This is a genomic window from Oscillibacter ruminantium GH1 (assembly GCF_000307265.1).
Taxonomy (GTDB): Bacteria; Bacillota; Clostridia; order Oscillospirales; family Oscillospiraceae; genus Oscillibacter; species Oscillibacter ruminantium.
Genome location: NZ_DF158899.1, coordinates 328676 through 344842, shown reverse-complemented (window position 1 = coordinate 344842; position 16167 = coordinate 328676). Strand labels below are relative to the sequence as shown.

12 protein-coding genes, 1 riboswitch and 1 other annotated feature are annotated in these 16167 nt (G+C 55.3%); of the genes, 6 read left to right on the top strand and 6 right to left on the bottom strand.

The features are described from left to right. Window positions 1-4: 4 nt before the first annotated feature. From ON16_RS11835 to ON16_RS11815, 5 genes are all read right to left on the bottom strand, one after another. On the bottom strand, window positions 5-1537 hold the full coding sequence (locus tag ON16_RS11835; RefSeq protein WP_144032115.1) for a tripartite tricarboxylate transporter permease: 1533 nt from the start codon (window positions 1535-1537) through the stop codon (window positions 5-7). Between the two features lie 12 nt (window positions 1538-1549). Further along, the gene (locus ON16_RS11830; protein ID WP_040662704.1) at window positions 1550-2020 is read right to left on the bottom strand and encodes a tripartite tricarboxylate transporter TctB family protein; all 471 of its coding nucleotides are present in this window, start codon (window positions 2018-2020) and stop codon (window positions 1550-1552) included. Window positions 2021-2098: 78 nt separating this feature from the next. Beyond that, a complete protein-coding gene (locus ON16_RS11825; RefSeq protein WP_051131726.1) occupies window positions 2099-3136 on the bottom strand; it encodes a tripartite tricarboxylate transporter substrate binding protein in 1038 nt (345 codons plus the stop codon). 75 nt (window positions 3137-3211) lie between these two features. Then, window positions 3212-3913, bottom strand: a complete 702-nt coding sequence (locus ON16_RS11820; protein WP_040662703.1) for an RraA family protein — start codon at window positions 3911-3913, stop codon at window positions 3212-3214. 58 nt (window positions 3914-3971) lie between these two features. After that, the gene (locus ON16_RS11815) at window positions 3972-4847 is read right to left on the bottom strand and encodes a DUF1932 domain-containing protein (RefSeq protein WP_040663039.1); all 876 of its coding nucleotides are present in this window, start codon (window positions 4845-4847) and stop codon (window positions 3972-3974) included. A gap of 168 nt (window positions 4848-5015) precedes the next feature. Here ON16_RS11815 and ON16_RS11810 point away from each other — a divergent pair, with 168 nt between their 5' ends. After that, window positions 5016-5984 carry a LysR family transcriptional regulator gene (locus ON16_RS11810; RefSeq protein ID WP_144032114.1) on the top strand — a complete coding sequence of 323 codons (969 nt, stop codon included), beginning with the start codon at window positions 5016-5018 and terminating at the stop codon, window positions 5982-5984. Window positions 5985-6441: 457 nt separating this feature from the next. Here ON16_RS11810 and ON16_RS11805 read toward each other — a convergent pair whose 3' ends face one another. Then, window positions 6442-7767, bottom strand: a complete 1326-nt coding sequence (locus ON16_RS11805) for a sodium-dependent transporter (RefSeq protein ID WP_040662693.1) — start codon at window positions 7765-7767, stop codon at window positions 6442-6444. Window positions 7768-7833: 66 nt separating this feature from the next. Further along, window positions 7834-8071, bottom strand: a binding site (T-box leader). Between the two features lie 371 nt (window positions 8072-8442). Further along, window positions 8443-8523, top strand: a riboswitch (glycine riboswitch). 199 nt (window positions 8524-8722) lie between these two features. Here ON16_RS11805 and gcvT point away from each other — a divergent pair. The 5 genes from gcvT (at window position 8723) to lpdA (ending at window position 16034) form a co-directional block, all read left to right on the top strand. Further along, entirely contained in the window at window positions 8723-11371 is a 2649-nt protein-coding gene (gene gcvT / locus ON16_RS11800) for a glycine cleavage system aminomethyltransferase GcvT (RefSeq protein WP_040662690.1), read from the top strand. A gap of 74 nt (window positions 11372-11445) precedes the next feature. Further along, window positions 11446-11823 carry a glycine cleavage system protein GcvH gene (gene gcvH, locus ON16_RS11795; RefSeq protein ID WP_040662687.1) on the top strand — a complete coding sequence of 126 codons (378 nt, stop codon included), beginning with the start codon at window positions 11446-11448 and terminating at the stop codon, window positions 11821-11823. Between the two features lie 2 nt (window positions 11824-11825). After that, window positions 11826-13142, top strand: a complete 1317-nt coding sequence (gcvPA, locus tag ON16_RS11790) for an aminomethyl-transferring glycine dehydrogenase subunit GcvPA (RefSeq protein ID WP_040662684.1) — start codon at window positions 11826-11828, stop codon at window positions 13140-13142. Further along, the gene (gene gcvPB, locus ON16_RS11785) at window positions 13139-14542 is read left to right on the top strand and encodes an aminomethyl-transferring glycine dehydrogenase subunit GcvPB (RefSeq protein WP_040662678.1); all 1404 of its coding nucleotides are present in this window, start codon (window positions 13139-13141) and stop codon (window positions 14540-14542) included. Before gcvPA ends, gcvPB begins: the two co-directional genes overlap by 4 nt. Before the next feature lie 91 nt (window positions 14543-14633). Next, the gene (lpdA, locus tag ON16_RS11780; protein ID WP_040662676.1) at window positions 14634-16034 is read left to right on the top strand and encodes a dihydrolipoyl dehydrogenase; all 1401 of its coding nucleotides are present in this window, start codon (window positions 14634-14636) and stop codon (window positions 16032-16034) included. The last annotated feature ends 133 nt before the right edge of the window (window positions 16035-16167 follow it).

The following is a 16167-nucleotide window of genomic DNA, read 5'->3' as shown; positions in this document are numbered from 1 at the left end:
GGGATCAGCCTTCCTCCTCTGCGGTATCAAAGGACTGTCCCTGTGTTTCGGCAATTTTCTTGGCTTTCAGATTATTGCGCACGGTCCAGGTACAAAAGACCACGGCGGCAATTAAAAAGGCGCAGCAGATGGGACGGGTGACAAATACGCTCCAGCTGCCGTGGCTGGCTTGCAGGGCGCGGCGCAGGTTCTCCTCAAACATGGGGCCGAGGATAAATCCGATAATCAGAGGCGTAGTGGGCATCTTGAATACCTTCATCACAAGACCGATGAGGCCGAACACCAGTACGCACTGGACGTCGAACACCCGGCTGTTGCTGGAAAATGCGCCCACGCAGCACATGACCATGATGATGGGCAGCAGGATGTGCTTGGGGATATCCAGCAGTTTTGCAAAGATGGGCAGACCCAAACGCTCGAAAACGACCATGAAGATGGTGGAGACAATCAGGGCCAGATAAATACCGTAGACATACTGGGCGGACTTGTCGAAGATCAGCGGCCCGGGGCTGATACCGTGGACAGTCAATCCGCCGAGGAAGATGGCGGCTACCGTGTTGCCGGGGATGCCCATGCACAGCAGAGGGACCATTGACCCGCCGATGACCGCGTTGTTGGCTGTTTCCGAGGCAATCACGCCGTCGATAATGCCGGTGCCGAATTTTTCCGGATACTTAGAGCGGTTTTTTTCCGCAGTATAGGCCATCAGCCCGCCGGTGGAACCACCGATGCCGGGCAAAATTCCAATGGCGATGCCGATGACGGAGGAGATCAGGAAATTGGGGATTTGGGTGATGAACTCCTTGACGGACAGGCCGTAGCCCTTCAGGTGGAATTTCTTTTTCTCAAAGCCGTCCGCCAGATGGCGGCGGTTCAGCCCGGCCTGAATGATGTCGGTGACGGCGAACACGCCGATCAGCAGTACGGTAATGTCAAATCCGGCCATCAGCTGGTAGTTGCCAAAGATAAACCGCAGCTCCGCATCCACCGGGGCCATGCCCACCATGGACAAGGCAATGCCTAGAAGACCTGCCAGCAGACCCTTGAGCATATCCTTGCCGGAGAGCGAGGCGATAATGGTCAGCGAGAATACCGCCACGCCGAAATAGTCTGCGGCGCTGAACAGCAGGCAAACCTTTGCCAGCAAAGGAGAGATGAAGATCAACGCCACGATGCCGATGAGAGAACCGATGCCGGAGGCGAGAATACCCACGCCCAAGGCCCGGCCGGCCTGTCCCTTGTCCGCCATGGGGCCGCCGTCAAAAACAGTGGAGATGGAGGAGGGGGTGCCGGGGATCTTCAAGAGAATGGCGGAGATCAATCCGCCGGAAATGCCGCCCATGTACAGTCCCACCAGCAGCGCGAGGCCCATGGTAGGTTCCATGCTGAAGGTCATGGGCAAAAACAGCACCACCGCCATGGTGGCGGAGAGGCCGGGAATTGAACCGAAGATAATGCCCAGCATGGTACCGGCCCAGATCAGGGCAAGGCAGGCGGGATTAAATACGTTGCCAATGGCAACAGAAAACATCTCCATATTTTTCCCTCCTTAAAAACCCAGAATGCCACGGGGAAGCGGCATCTTGATGACGTAGTTGAACAGGCCGTACACCGCAATAGGCAATGCGATGCTGATAACGGCGAACAGAACCGGCTTGCGGTTTTCCCGGTTGCTCATCAGCATGATCTGTGCGAACAGATACGCGATGCTGGAGAGGATAAAGCCCACCGGCTGCAGCGCCAGCATGTAGGCCATCATCAGCCCGATGGTGCCCAGTCCGCCCAACCAATCGTTTTGCGCGGCATCCTTTTTCTTGCCCGACGCGCTGTGGTCCCGCAGAGTGAGAAGCAGTTTTGCGCTGGAAACGATCAGGATGCAGATGGCAATGAATTTTGGAACATAGGCGGAACCCACGTCGCTTTCAATCTTGTGTGCGATTCCCAAGGAAAAGTAGAACATCGCGGTGCCAAACACCAAAAAGACGGCGCTGCACAGGATGTCCCGCTGTTTATTTGTCATGGACGTCTCCCTTCTACTGCCCCGGCGCCGCCTTTGGGCGGCGCCGGGGCAGGTTTAAAAACACAACGTATTTGTCAATCAGCCAGCCAGACCGGTTTCCAGCGCCTCGACCTCGGCAGGGTCCTCGGTATTCATTGTGGCCGCGTCGCGGTAGAGCGGCTCGGCGAAGTATCCGGTCAACACTTCAGCAAATTCAGGGTCTTCCACAACTTCTTTGCACACGGCCGCCAGCTTGTCCACAATGGCCTGATCGGTCCCCTTGGGGAACTTGACCTCATACTTTTTTGCGGTTACCACGCTGGGATAGCCCTGCTCCACGAAGGTGGGGAAGTCGATGCCTTCCACCGGCTCGTCGGCCATAATGCCCAGACAAATGAGATCGCCGCTCTCCACATAGTCCTTGACGTTCATGTAGTTGATCGCCACCAGATCCACCTGTCCGCCCAGCAGAGCCGCCATACGGGAGGCGGAGTCGCTGCCCACGTCGATGTTGTCCAGCGTGATTCCGGCGTCTTTCTCCAGCATCAGGCCCACGTACTCCGTGGTGGAGCCGAAAACGGTGGAGTAACGCACCGCGCCGGGATTGGCTATGGCGTCCGCGACCATGTCCTCCAGATTCTCCCAGCCGCGGCTGTACTGGCTGTATTGGCCGTCCTTAGAGACTGCCATCAGCGCATAGGTGCGGTCGATTGCTACGGTACAGCAGTTTTCAAAATCTTCCGTATAGGAGAAATCCACTGTTCCGGTGGCCTCCTGCACCAGAGACGCGCCGGTGTGGTTAAACAGAATGTTGTATCCGTCGGGAGCTTTTGTCATCACATCCATGGCGGCAACCACGCCGGACCCGCCGGTGAGGTTGGTCACAACAAAGGTCTGTCCCAGCTTTTCGCCAACCCGCTGGAACAGAGCGCGGCAATAGGTATCCGTGTCGCCGCCCGCGCTGTAAGGCAGAGTAACGGTGATGGTACCGGTGGGCCAATCGGTTCCGCCGGCGGAGCCGGAAGCCATGCCGGAGGCCGCGCCGCCAGATGCGGAGCCGCTGCTGCCGCAGCCGGACAGGAACAGGGTCGAGCAGGTCATTGCCAGTGCAAGCGTACGTGTGAACAGCTTTTTCATCTTAAAATCCTCTTTTCTTTTGTTGTGTTGATCGAAATGCAGGAAAAAATCCTCCTTAAAAAATTTCAATAAAAATCAGGGGCGGTAAACGTCATCAATGATCTCGAACCCCTTTTCGGTCAGTGATTTTTCCACCCATGCGCGGTTGGCGGTACCGTTTTTGGACGCTTGCAGCTTCGTCTCGTCGGCAGCTTGAAACGCCTTTGCATCCTCCAAAACCCTGGCCGCGTCTTTGCGGGGGATGACGATTACGCCGTCGGGATCGCCCAGAATAATATCGCCGGGATTGACGCTGATTCCGCCACAGGCGATGGGTACGTTGATTTCGCCGGGGCCGTCCTTATAGGGGCCGCCGGGAGTGGTGCCGGTGCAGTACACCGGGAAATCCCACTTGCCGATCTCGTCAATATCCCGAATGGGGCCGTCCAGCACAATGCCGGCGATCTTTTTCGTGTACTTGAGATAGGCCATCATGACCTCCCCCATGAGGGCGCGGGTGTCATCCTCCTCGTTGGAGACAACGATCACATCGCCCTCCTGACAGAAGTTCAGCGCCGCGTGGAGGGCCAGATTGTCGCCCGCCCGCGCCTTGACGGTGTAGGCCGGGCCCACCATCATCTGCTCTTTTGGCGAACTGACCAGACGGATACGGGGATTCATTGCGCAATCGCGGTTCATCACATCGCCGGTGTTGGAGGCAGGAATGGTTTTGAACTGCGCCATAATCTCAGAATCGGGCAGTTCCCGCTTCAGGTAAATGCGTTTTCCTACGGACATGTAAAAATCCTCCTATATTTCTCGTTCCGGCAGTTGCCGGAAAGGCATCTTGCGCCGTTCAGCCGTTGACGCCCCAGCCAGCCAGCACGCCCTGCCAGGAGCGGGGGACGTCGCCGTCAAAATGCTCCTTCACCCGGCTGTCCCGCATCCAGGCCAGCTTTTTTCGAGCGGCTTCAGCCATTTCAAAGGGCAGGCCGTCCTGCTGCAAAAAGTCGACCACGTTTTGCATTTCGTGCTCCCGGCGGTCGGCGTGGATGATGGCTCCGGAGAGATAGTTGTCAATAACCGGTTGAAAACCGGGACCGAAGGAGTCGATGAGGGAGCTTACAATGGTGTCCTCCACACCATAGCGCTGGGCGGCCTGCAAGGATTCAAAAAGCAGGCATCCCACGCCCTTGGCCGTAATGCTGCGGATGAATTTGATACTGGTGGCCACGCCGGGTTCCTCTCCCACCACGGTCATCTTCATGTGATAGGGCTGCATTCGCTCTCGCAGTTCCTCTGCTGTTTTGCCGCTGAGCAGCATCGGTACCTGATGACGGTTTTGCAGCAAAGGCCCCATCATAGCACCGTCCACATAGTTGGCGCCGCGACTTTCAAACTTGGTGGCAATGAGTCGTTTGTCCGCCGGGGTGGCGGTGGATACGTCCACGTAGATCAGTCCCGGATGCGCGCCGGGCAGAGCTCCCTCGGCGGCGGTAACGGAGAACTGAGAAGGAACGGCCATGAATATTACGTCACTCCGTTCCGCTACCAGTGCGGCTGACTCCTGCGGGGCGGTGTGTGTATGGTCGCACGTGGCTGCCAGCTTTTCCGCAAAGCCGGGGTCCTTGTTCATGGCGTCGTAGCACAGCAGCTGGCGTACACCCTCCTCGTGAAGTCCTGCGGCAATGGAGGCGTCCGCTTCCCCGAATCCAATAAAACCGACTCTCATCTGTTGCATTCCTCATTTCCTTGTGCAGAAATTTTTATCCATAGCTGTTTTGCATAAATGTCATTTGCTTTTTACAGATTTTATGGTACACTAAGACAAGCACAAAGAAAATAACGAAATTTTTGTTAAATTAACAGCTGAAAAGTTGTGATACAGGGAGGGCGCATCGTGAACTTAACGTCGTTTCGATATTTCGTGAAAGTTGCGGAACGCATGAGCTTTACCCGCGCGGCGGAGGAACTGTACATTTCTCAACAGTCTGTCAGTACGCATATCAAGCGGCTGGAGGATGAATACCATGTGGAGTTGTTTGAGCGGCGGCCCACGTTGAAGCTGACCGCTGCGGGCGAAACTCTTTTGCTGTTTGCAAAGGAGATGATTGCTGCGGACGAAATTCTCAGTGACCAACTCAACACCTTCCATCAAGACTATTACGGAACGATTACGGTGGGGCTTCCGCCCAACCGGTCCAATGCCTTTGCCATGGAGTTTGTTCCCGAATATACAAAAAAGTTTCCCAATATGACCATTTCGCTGTACGAAAAAACATCTTCCACACTGCTGGAGGCAGTCCTGCAAAACGAGGTGGATCTGGCGATCATTCTGGCCTCGGCAGGAGAAAACCGGCTGGACCCGCTGGTTTACCGCTATCGCTCTCTGGGGGATGAGTCCCTCTATGCAGTCATTGCCGACTCGCTGTTGGAACGCTGTCTGCCGAAACGTTGGCCTGCCTGCCGGGAGGCATTTCAGCGTGGAGTTGATCTGGTGGATATTCGTACACTGCCAATGATTATCCGCCCCTCTACCAGCCGGGTCCACCACCAGATCGTGGAATATCTGAAGGACAAGGGCTTTTCACCCAGCATTTTGCTGCAATCCACCAACACCAGCGGATTGCTGCCGTTGGTGGCCCAAGGGTACGGCGTCATATTCTGCACGCCTATGCTGCTGCGGATGTTTCAAAAAGAGTACACCGGGCGCATGGAAGGCATGAACATCTTTCCGGTGCGGAACTTTGAACATTGCCATCAGGCCATGCTGGTCTGGCACAAGCGGAAATATCTCAGCACTCCTGTCCGGGAGTGCATGGAGTTGATCCAGAGGATGTTTACATCGCAAAAGCCACAGCTATCCTGATACCCTAAAGTGACCTGAGGGAGTTCGGCACGGTGGCGATGCTACCAACGGGAATAATGTGGGATGGCCGTTCGATAAAAACAGACCTGTTCGCCGGAGAAAAGATAAAGAGATAGACTGGCGCTGTTAAATCCTTCAAGCGAACCGAAAGGCTGGCCTACATTTCAATGCGGCTTAAGACACATCGAGCAAAGGCCCTCATAGGGGTATAAAAAACTACCCACGGAGAGGGCAGTCAGGATTGGAACGTCGCAGGACGTTTATAAGGACAAGCCCAAGGGAGATCCCTTGGGCTTGTGAACAGAATGAGACACTATAAATTGTAGAGCAGTACCACAACAGGTAACGCAGCCGAACAAACCTGCTTATTGCGGCCTTAAAAATCAATAGACAAAAAGCAGAAAAGACACAGCACGAAAGTGTCTCGCGCCAACGTGGCTTTCCCATGTGGTGGACGTCAAAAGGCCACCTTCATAAACAGTGCGACGCAGCAGAGGATGATGGCGAAGGGAACATAGAGATAGCGGCCCGTCCGATACCATCCGTCACCGCGCCGGACAGAACTGCCCTTGTTGATTTCCGCCATTAGATCGTCCTTCTTCATGATCCAGAACCAGGAAATTGAACCGAGAGTTGCACCGATGGGAATGATATAGATCGACACCAGATCCATCCAAGGCCCCCATTGGAAGATGGCCTCCATGTTGAGACCAGCACCCAGACAGATCAGGCAGAGAATTCCCAGCGTGACTTTGCGCCCCAGCTTTGGAAACCGGTGCAGCAGGGATTCCGCAACGGCTTCAAACATATTTTGCAGAGAACTGATCCCTGCGAAGATCATTGCAATGTAAAGAATCACGGCAAAGCACTGCCCGAAGGGAACGTCCTGTAAAATCGTGGGCAGGGTGACAAATAGCAGGCTGGGGCCTGCCCCGACATCCACGCCGTATGAAAAACACGCAGGGATAATCACAAGCGTTGCAACCAACGCGGCAATGGTGTCAAAAAAAGCGGTATGGCGGGCAATGGAGACGACGTCCTCGTGGTCGTCTAAATAAGCGCCATAAACAATCATGCCGCTTCCGGTAATGGAAAGAGAGAAAAATGCCTGCCCCATTGCCCAGATCCACACCATCGGATCTTTTAGCGCTTCCCAGCGGGGAATCAGGAGAAAGCGGTATCCTTCCAGAACGTCGGGGAGCATTGCCACCCGAATTGCCAGAATCACGAAGATGATGAAGAAGGCGGGCATCATAATTTTATTGGTTTTTTCAATGCTCTTTGCACCAAGCAGCAGCGTCAGCAGGGTGCCGATTACGACGATGATATGGAAAGGGACTACGGAATAGGTAGAAAGGGAGAACGACTCAAACCAGGCGCCTGTCTCCACGGACATCAGCGTGCCGGTCAGCGAGTCAAACAGTGCCTTTAAAATGTAAGAAACGATGACGGCATAGCCGATGGCGATACACATGGAACCGGCCAGAGGAAGCCAGGCCAAAAGGCCGCCGGCCTTCCCAGCTCGCGCACCTCTGGTTTTCCATGCGTTTTCGTAAGATCCCAGTGTGCCAGTTTTTGCACGCCGCCCGATTGCAAACTCCGCAGGCAGACCGACATAGCTGAACACAAAAATGAAAAACAGATAGACCAGCAAAAAAGCGCCTCCGCCGTTGCTGCCCAGCTTGTTGGGGAACCCCCACACATTTGCCATGCCGACCGCCGAACCGACAGAGGCGAGAATGACGCCCCATCGACTTCGAAATCCATGTTCCTTCTGTTCCATGTTAATTGCTCCTTTTCAAATCATTCCAAATTAAAATAAAATATCGCCCTCTGTCCCGGTCTAGGGACAGAGGACGATGATTTATCGTGGTACCACCTCTGGTTTGAGCAGTTCTCGCAAAATGCTCCTCTTTGTGTGCAAACACACACGCAACGCTGTATCGGGCGCACCCGGCTTACCCTACTCCGCTCTGTTCAGGCAGCTGCTCAGGAATGTATTCAAACAGTCCGTCTGCATCCTTCCACCGACCGGATGCTCTCTGAAAGACAGATTCTGTTCTACTGGTTTCCCTCTTCGCATTTTATTCATTGCTTTAAACCATAACACATCAGAGAGAAAGAAGCAAGTGGCATTTTTCATTTTGTTTGTAACATGTTTCAAATTGTGTTGAAGTGTTTTGATATCATTCCCGGATAGATGGACAACGGGGAATTGCCCGAACAGGATTTCTGCGTGTCGTCCATCGCCAGATCAATAAACTCGTTGTTCCAGCAGTCCGAAGCTGACGCAATATACACCTTGCTGTTCGGACAGGGTACCTGTGTGATTGATATCCTTCCAAAGGCCTTGACATTGCCCAGCCACTGTGGTAATTTAGAATGCAATTGAAGCAGACGCAACTGCAATTGGCGCAGCCATCCGCTTCGGAGCAGCCTGTAAACTGAATAAGATCGAATGATTAGTCCGGGAGAGTCCGTGCTGGACACGGCACCGAAGGGGTATGCAAAATCTCTCAGGTAAAATGGGTCGGGCTATGACGATGCTTCGAAGAGTACGGCATTGATGCTGTACGCCAAAGGTGCAACTCGAGCTGCCCTCAGATCATGGGCGTGGCGGGGAATCTCTCAGGCGAATGACGGAGGCACAAAGTTCTAAAGGGAACTTTGTGTCTCTTTTTGCGCGCAAATCGGGAAATTCAAAAAAACAGAATTTTTCTTAAAGGGGGAAATCAACCATGAGCGATCTCAAACGCACCCAGCTTTTTGCGGTTCACACGGACGCCGGAGCCTCTATGGTGGACTTCGGCGGATGGGAGATGCCCATCCAGTATCCCGACGGAATCGTGGCAGAGCATTTGTATACCCGCCACGCCTGCAGCCTGTTCGACGTATCCCATATGGGCCGTCTGCTGGTGGAGGGACCGGAGCGGGTGAAGTTTTTGCAGCACGTCCTCACCAGCAATGTAATGGCGCTGGATCTGAATCAGGCCCAGTATTGTATGATTCCCGCAGAAAACGGCGGCGCTGTGGACGATGCGTATCTGTACCGCTTTGAAGAGGAGCGCTTTTTGCTGGTGGTAAACGCCGCCAATACGGACAAAGACCTCAAGCATCTGCTGGAAGCCGTGAAGGAATACGACTGCACCATCACCAACATCACGGCGGACTATGCGTCCATCGCCGTGCAGGGTCCCAAGAGCAAAGAATTGCTGATGACCCTCTCCGGCGGAGAAGCTGTGACCGAGCCGATGAAAAACGCACTGAATACCCTGCAATTTGAGGGCCGCACGGTTCGCGTCGCCAAAACCGGATATACCGGCGAACCGCTGGGTTATGAGGTGTACATAGAAAGCGGAGAGGCTGCGTGGCTGTGGAATCGCTTGGTGGAGCTGGGCGCCAAGCCTGCCGGTCTGGGCGCGCGGGACACTCTGCGTCTAGAGGCCGGCTTTCCGCTGTACGGCCATGAGATGGGAACCGACCCCTCCGGTGCGGTAATCCCAATTTTCTCCGTGCCTCTGGCGCGGCTGGCGGTGAGCTTTTCTTCGCAAAAAGGCGACTATATTGGGCGCAAAGTGCTTGAAAAACAATCCGCCGCCTATCAGAAGATCATGAACCGGGACTTCAGCGAGATGGATGTGCTGCCCAGACGCATCATGCCCATCACGCTGCTGGATCGAGGCGTCATGCGGGCGGGAATGCCGGTCTATCGCGGCGAGGAACAGATCGGCTGGGTCACCAGCGGCACCATGGTGCCCTATTACTGTCACGAAGGGGAGGGACTGTCCACTAAAATTCTGGACGATACAGCCAAGCGTTCCATCGGCCTTGCCTATCTTTCCAGTGATGTGCTGGAGGAGGACTGCGTAGAGGTGGATGTCAGGGGAAAGCGCTTGAAGGCCGTGATTCCTCCTTATCATATGCGGGTGGACGCGCCCCCCTTTGCCCGGCCGATTCTCTATAAGACCGAGCAGGAACAGTCCGCCGCAAAGGATAACGATTTCGAGGCAAAAGCACTGGAGCTTATTCAGAAGGCGTCTGACAATCACCAATGGCGGCAGAAATGCTGCATAAACCTGATCCCCTCTGAAAACAGCGCCAGCCGCGCGGTGCAGCTGCTGTGCGCGTCCGATCCCGCCTTCCGCTATGCCGAGCACAAGAAGATCAAGTCCTTCTACGATCAGGATATTTTCTATTATCAGGGAACCAAGTTTATCGACCGGGTGGAGCAGCTGCTGACCGAGCAGATGAAACAGTATCTGGGCTGCTCCGAGGCGGAAACCCGTGTCATCAGCGGACAGATGTCCAACATGGCTGTCTTCTCGGCCCTGATGGACTGGAAAAACCGTCTGGATCGGAAGCATACGCCCCAGCGGCTGGGCTATGTTTTGAATAACCACATCATCAAGGGCGGGCACCTGTCCGCCCAGCCCATGGGGGCGCTGCACGACTATATCGCTGTGGACCCGGTGACAGAGCGCTCGGCCGTGGTGAATTTCCCGGTGTGCAAGGACAACATTTATAAAATTGACGTGGACGAAACGAAGAACGTCATTGAGAAATACCGCCCGGAGTTGATTATTTTCGGCAAGAGCATGGTGCTGCACAAGGAGCCTGTGGCCGCCATCCGCCAGTTTGTGGATGAGCAGAATATCCCCACCACCATCATGTATGATATGGCGCACGTTTTGGGACTGATTGGAGATCACTTCCAGAAGCCCTTTGAAGAAGGCGCTGAAATCGTTACCGGCTCCACCCACAAGACGTTTTTTGGCCCGCAGCGGGGTGTCATTGGCGTGAATTACCAAAAAGGCGATTTGAAATACGGGCTTTGGGAGACAATCGAGAGCCGCGCATTCCCCGGCAGCGTTTCCAATCATCACCTTGGCACCCAGCTGGGGCTGCTGATGGCCGCCTATGAAATGAACGCTTTTAAGGATTCCTATCAGAAAGCCGTTGTGGAAAACGCAAAATATTTTGCCAAATGCCTGAAGGAGCAGGGGCTGGACGTGGCCGGAGATCCCGCCGTCGGATACACCGAAACCCATCAGGTCATTGTCTCCGTGGGATACGGAAGCGGCCCCGAGGTGGCCGAGCGGCTGGAGCAGAACAATATCATTGTCAACTATCAGGCCACGCCGGATGAAGAGGGATTTACTGCCTCCGGCGCTCTGCGGATGGGCGTGAGCGAGATGACTCGCTTTGGCTTTGGGAAAGAGGCGTTTTCCAGACTGGCCGGACTGATGGCGGACTGCATTCTCCGCGCAAAGGACGTCAGCGCCGAAGTGGAGAAGCTCCGCGCCTCCTATGACACTATGCACTACTGCTTCAGCGACGAAAAGATGCAAACGGCGCTGGAGAGCTTCCTCGGTCAGATTGCTCTGTAATCCGACAGACCCGGTGAAACGCAGAATCCTGCAAATCAATACAGTCAATCTATAAAATATATGGAGGTATCGTTATGAATTATCCGGCAGAACTGAACTATTCCAAGTCCCATGAATGGGTAAAAATGGATGGGGACACTGCGGTGATTGGCATTTCCGATTTCGCGCAAAACGCACTGGGCGACGTGGTCTTTGTAAATCTGCCGCAGGAGGGCGACAGCGTTTCTGTGGGAGAGGCTTTCGGCGATGTGGAATCCGTCAAAACGGTGTCCGATTTGATTTGCCCCGTTTCCGGCGTTGTGTGCGCCGTCAATGCGGATTTGCTGGACGCGCCCGAAAAGCTGAACAGCGATCCCTATGGCACGTGGCTCATTCAGGTAAAGGAACTCAGCGAGCAGGAAGAACTGATCTCCGCCAATGAATATGAGGCGCTCTGCCGCGTGGAGGGCTGAACATGGGAAGCTATGTACCTTCCACACGAGCGGAGCGGCAGGAAATGCTGGAGGCCATCGGCCTGAAATCCTATCAGGAACTGTACTGCGATGTGCCCGAGCAGATGCTGCTGGACCGCCCGCTGGAGATTCCCGCCGGAATGAGCGAACTGGAGGTTCGCCGGACGATGGAATCCATGGCGGCAAAAAACCGAGTGTTTTCCACGGTTCTGCGGGGGGCTGGTTCTTATGACCACTATATCCCCAGCATTGTAAAGTACATTCCCGCCAAGGAAGAATTTCTAACGGCCTATACCCCTTATCAGGCGGAGATCAGCCAAGGCGTGCTGCAATCCATTTTCGAGTATCAGACCATGATCTGCCAGCTCACCGGTATGGCTGTGTCCAATGCCTCCGTATATGACGGGGCCTCTGCCGCCGCCGAAGCCGCCGCCATGTGCCGCGACCGGAAGCGCCGGGTCACGTTGGTGTCCGCCGCCGCCCATCCAGACGTGATCCATACCATCCGCACTTACTGCTATGGCAGTGGGGACGAGATGCGCATTGTGCCCGCACAAAACGGCGTTACCGATTTGGCGGCCTTACGGGAAATGCTGACGGACGAGGTCGCCTGCTTCTATGTCCAGCAGCCTAATTTTTATGGACAGCTGGAGGATGCGCCGGCGCTTGGGCAGTTGGTACACGAGGCCGGCGCGCTGTATGTGATGGGCTGCAACCCCATCTCGCTGGCAATTCTGAAAACGCCGCAGGACTGCGGTGCAGACGTTGCTGTGGGCGAAGGACAGCCGCTTGGCCTGCCCATGGGCTGGGGCGGCCCGTATCTGGGGTATATGGCCTGTACCGGCAAGCTCATGCGCAAGCTGCCGGGCCGAATCGTGGGCGAGACGGCGGATAGTAACGGCCAGCGGGCCTATGTCTTGTCCCTGCAAGCGCGGGAGCAGCATATCCGCCGGGAAAAAGCGGGAAGTAATATCTGCTCCAACGAGGCTTTGTGCGCCCTGACCGCTTCGGTTTATATGGCCGCCATGGGGCCTGAAGGGATCGCGGAGGCCGCGCGGCAATCCATGTCCAAGGCCCACTATTTGGCAAAGGGCTTGTGTGCGATTCCCGGCGTTTCCATGCGTTATTCCGGCGAATTTTTCCATGAATTTGTCACGGAAATGCCGCGCATGGAAGCGGTGCTGTCTACACTGGAGGATGCGGATATCTTAGGCGGACTGCCGGTGGACGGCGGCGTTTTGTGGTGCGCCACGGAGAAAGCGTCCAAGGCGGCGCTGGACAAAACCATTTCCGTCGTCAAGGAGGTATTGGCCAAATGAAGCTGATTTTTGAAAAAAGCGTTCCCGGACGAGGATGCAGCCTGCTGCCGCCCTGCGATGTGGAAACCGTGTATCCATCGGAATACATGAACCGAAAAACCGCTCCGGCGCTGCCTGAAATCAGTGAAACGGAGATTTCCCGGCACTATACAGAGCTGTGCCGCCACACCTATGGCGTGAACTGCGGCTTTTATCCGCTGGGCTCCTGCACCATGAAATACAATCCGCGCATTGATGAGGAAATAGCTGCCCTGCCGGGTTTTGCGGGTGTTCATCCCTTGGCCCCGGCCCATGCGGCGGAAGGCTGCCGGGAAGTGCTGGATACCGCAAAAGCCTACCTGTGCGAAATCGCTGGGATGGACGATATGACGTTCCAGCCTGCCGCCGGAGCACACGGAGAGTTCACCGGTGTACTGCTGATTAAGCAGTACCACGCGTCCCGCGGAGATACAAAGCGAAACAAGATCATCGTTCCGGATTCTGCCCACGGCACCAACCCTGCCACCGCCGCCATGTGCGGCTTTGAGGTGGTGAATATTGCCTCTGCACCGGACGGCTGTGTGGATTTAGAGGCGCTGAAGGCCGTTCTAAACGAAGAAACAGCCGGATTGATGCTGACGAATCCCAATACCGTCGGCCTTTTCGATGAAAACATTCTGGAAATTACCCGTTTGGTTCACGAGGCCGGCGGCCTGTGCTATTACGACGGAGCAAACCTCAATGCCATCATGGGCGTGGTTCGTCCCGGAGACATGGGCTTTGACTGCATCCACATGAACTTGCACAAGACCTTTGCCACCCCCCACGGCGGCGGCGGGCCCGGAGCGGGTGCTGTGGGCTGCAAAGCGTTTCTTGCCGATTTCCTGCCCAAGTCTGCCTTGATGGACGGCGGGGAGCGGATACAGGTGCGCAGCTTTGCCGGGAACTTTTTGGTGGTCGTGCGGGCTTTGGCCTATCTCATGACGCTGGGTCGGGAGGGAATTCCAGAAGCCGCCCAAAACGCAGTGCTCAACGCCAACTATCTGATGCGGAGAATTCAAGGTACGTTTGAACCGGCCTTTGACCGGATCTGTATGCACGAGTTTGTATTGGACCTGTCGGAATTCAAAAAGAGAACGGGCGTCTCTGCGCTGGAGGTTGCCAAATCGCTGATTGATTACGGTATGCATCCGCCAACGATGTACTTTCCTCTCATCGTTCACGAGGCGCTGATGCTGGAGCCAACCGAAACGGAGAGTCGGGCGGCGCTGGATCGGGCTGCGGAGGGATTCTGCAAGCTGTATGCGCTGGCTGACGAAGACCCGAATTTCATGCGCAGCGCACCCCACAGCGCACAGATTGCCCGCCCAGACGAAGTGCGCGCCGCTCGGAATCCCATTTTGAGATGGCGGGAGGCATGATGCAAACTGGGCTGGCCTTTCAAGGAACGGCCAGCCCAGTGAAAAGCAATTTAAAAGTCCTGCCGGATCCCGGCGGAACAGGAGCGTTTATATGAGTGAGTACCAATTGATTGTTATTGGCGCAGGTCCCGGCGGTTATATGGCGGCACTGCGCGCCGCAAAGCTGGGCCTGCGCACCGTCGTGGTGGAGCGGCGGGAGGCGGGCGGTACCTGCCTGAACCGGGGCTGCGTCCCCACAAAAACGCTGCTCCACGCTTCGGAAATCTATCACGACGCCGTTTCCTCATCCGACATCGGCATTCAAATTGAGGGCGCGCGGGCAGACATGAGCGCCATTTTTGCCTATAAGCGCCAAATCTCTCAAAAACTCAGCGGCGGCGTGGAGGGATTATTCCAAAGCACCGGCGTTGCGTTTGTCCAGGGAACCGCCTCCGTTTCGGAGCCGTACACGGTCCATGTGACGGATAACGAGGGGAACGAAACCGTTTTAACAGCGGAACATATTTTGGTTGCCACAGGATCCGTACCCGCCCGGCCACCCATTCCGGGTTTGGAACTGCCGGGAGTTATGACTTCGGATGAGCTGCTGGAGGGGACGGATCATCTCTATCAATCCATTGTTATTATGGGCGGCGGCGTCATCGGTGTAGAATTTGCAACGTTTTACAGCGATCTGGGCTGCGACGTTACCATGATCGAGGGGATGAATCGTCTGCTGCCCACGCTGGACCGGGAACTTGGCCAAAATCTGGAAATGATTTTAAAAAAGCAGGGCGTGAAGATTTTTACCGGCTCCATGGTGCAAAACGTGGAACTGGGGGACGGTGGACTGACCGTGAACTTCACAGCCAAAGACAAAGCAGAGGCCGTCTCCGGCGAGGCCGTACTGTGCGCTATTGGCCGCAGGCCGTATCTGGAGGGGTTGTTTCCCGGAACCTTGCAGCCGGAGATGGATGGCCGCGCCATCCGGGTAGATGCGCGGTATCAAACCAGCATTCCCGGTGTTTACGCCATCGGCGACGTATCCTCTAAAGTGCAGCTGGCTCATGTGGCCTCTGCGCAGGGGGTGGCCTGTGTGGAAATGCTTTGTGGTGCGGAGCCTACCGTTCAAATGAATGTGATCCCCAGTTGCATTTATTGCCGCCCGGAGATCGCCGTGACAGGCATGACGGACGCGGAGGCCAAGACGGCAGGCATCCCCGTCAAGACCGGGAAATGCGTGATGTTCGGCAATGCGCGAACGCTGATCGTGAATTCAGGCCGGTGCTTTATGAAGCTCGTGGCAAACAGCGAAACCCATGAGATTCTCGGCGCGCAGCTGATGAGCAAAAACAGCACGGACATCATCGGCGAAATCAGCCAAGCCATTGCAAACCGCATGACCGTGGAACAAATGCTGCTGGCAATGCGGCCCCATCCCACATTTGACGAAGCTCTGACAGAGGCCCTTGAAGATCTGAAAAACAAGCTGGGCAGCCATGCCCAAATTTGAAATGGTCTGCTAGCAAAAGGCGAGTAGAAATTCGGAAATTTGCACTGGAAAAAAGAGTATAGCAAAGCAAGCCGCTGTATTTCCCAAAATTGAGAAGAAGGCCAGCTGAGCGCAGTGCGGCAGACTTAAGGCA

Excerpts from the sequence above, each read along its gene's own strand:
- ON16_RS11805 (WP_040662693.1), bottom strand. The coding sequence starts at position 7,767 with ATGGAACAGAAGGAACATGGATTTCGAAGTCGATGGGGCGTCATTCTC.
- ON16_RS11830 (WP_040662704.1), bottom strand. The coding sequence starts at position 2,020 with ATGACAAATAAACAGCGGGACATCCTGTGCAGCGCCGTCTTTTTGGTG.
- ON16_RS11825 (WP_051131726.1), bottom strand. The coding sequence starts at position 3,136 with ATGAAAAAGCTGTTCACACGTACGCTTGCACTGGCAATGACCTGCTCG.
- ON16_RS11815 (WP_040663039.1), bottom strand. The coding sequence starts at position 4,847 with ATGAGAGTCGGTTTTATTGGATTCGGGGAAGCGGACGCCTCCATTGCC.
- gcvPB (WP_040662678.1), top strand. The coding sequence starts at position 13,139 with ATGAAGCTGATTTTTGAAAAAAGCGTTCCCGGACGAGGATGCAGCCTG.
- ON16_RS11835 (WP_144032115.1), bottom strand. The coding sequence starts at position 1,537 with ATGGAGATGTTTTCTGTTGCCATTGGCAACGTATTTAATCCCGCCTGC.
- gcvPA (WP_040662684.1), top strand. The coding sequence starts at position 11,826 with ATGGGAAGCTATGTACCTTCCACACGAGCGGAGCGGCAGGAAATGCTG.
- gcvH (WP_040662687.1), top strand. The coding sequence starts at position 11,446 with ATGAATTATCCGGCAGAACTGAACTATTCCAAGTCCCATGAATGGGTA.
- gcvT (WP_040662690.1), top strand. The coding sequence starts at position 8,723 with ATGAGCGATCTCAAACGCACCCAGCTTTTTGCGGTTCACACGGACGCC.
- lpdA (WP_040662676.1), top strand. The coding sequence starts at position 14,634 with ATGAGTGAGTACCAATTGATTGTTATTGGCGCAGGTCCCGGCGGTTAT.
- ON16_RS11820 (WP_040662703.1), bottom strand. The coding sequence starts at position 3,913 with ATGTCCGTAGGAAAACGCATTTACCTGAAGCGGGAACTGCCCGATTCT.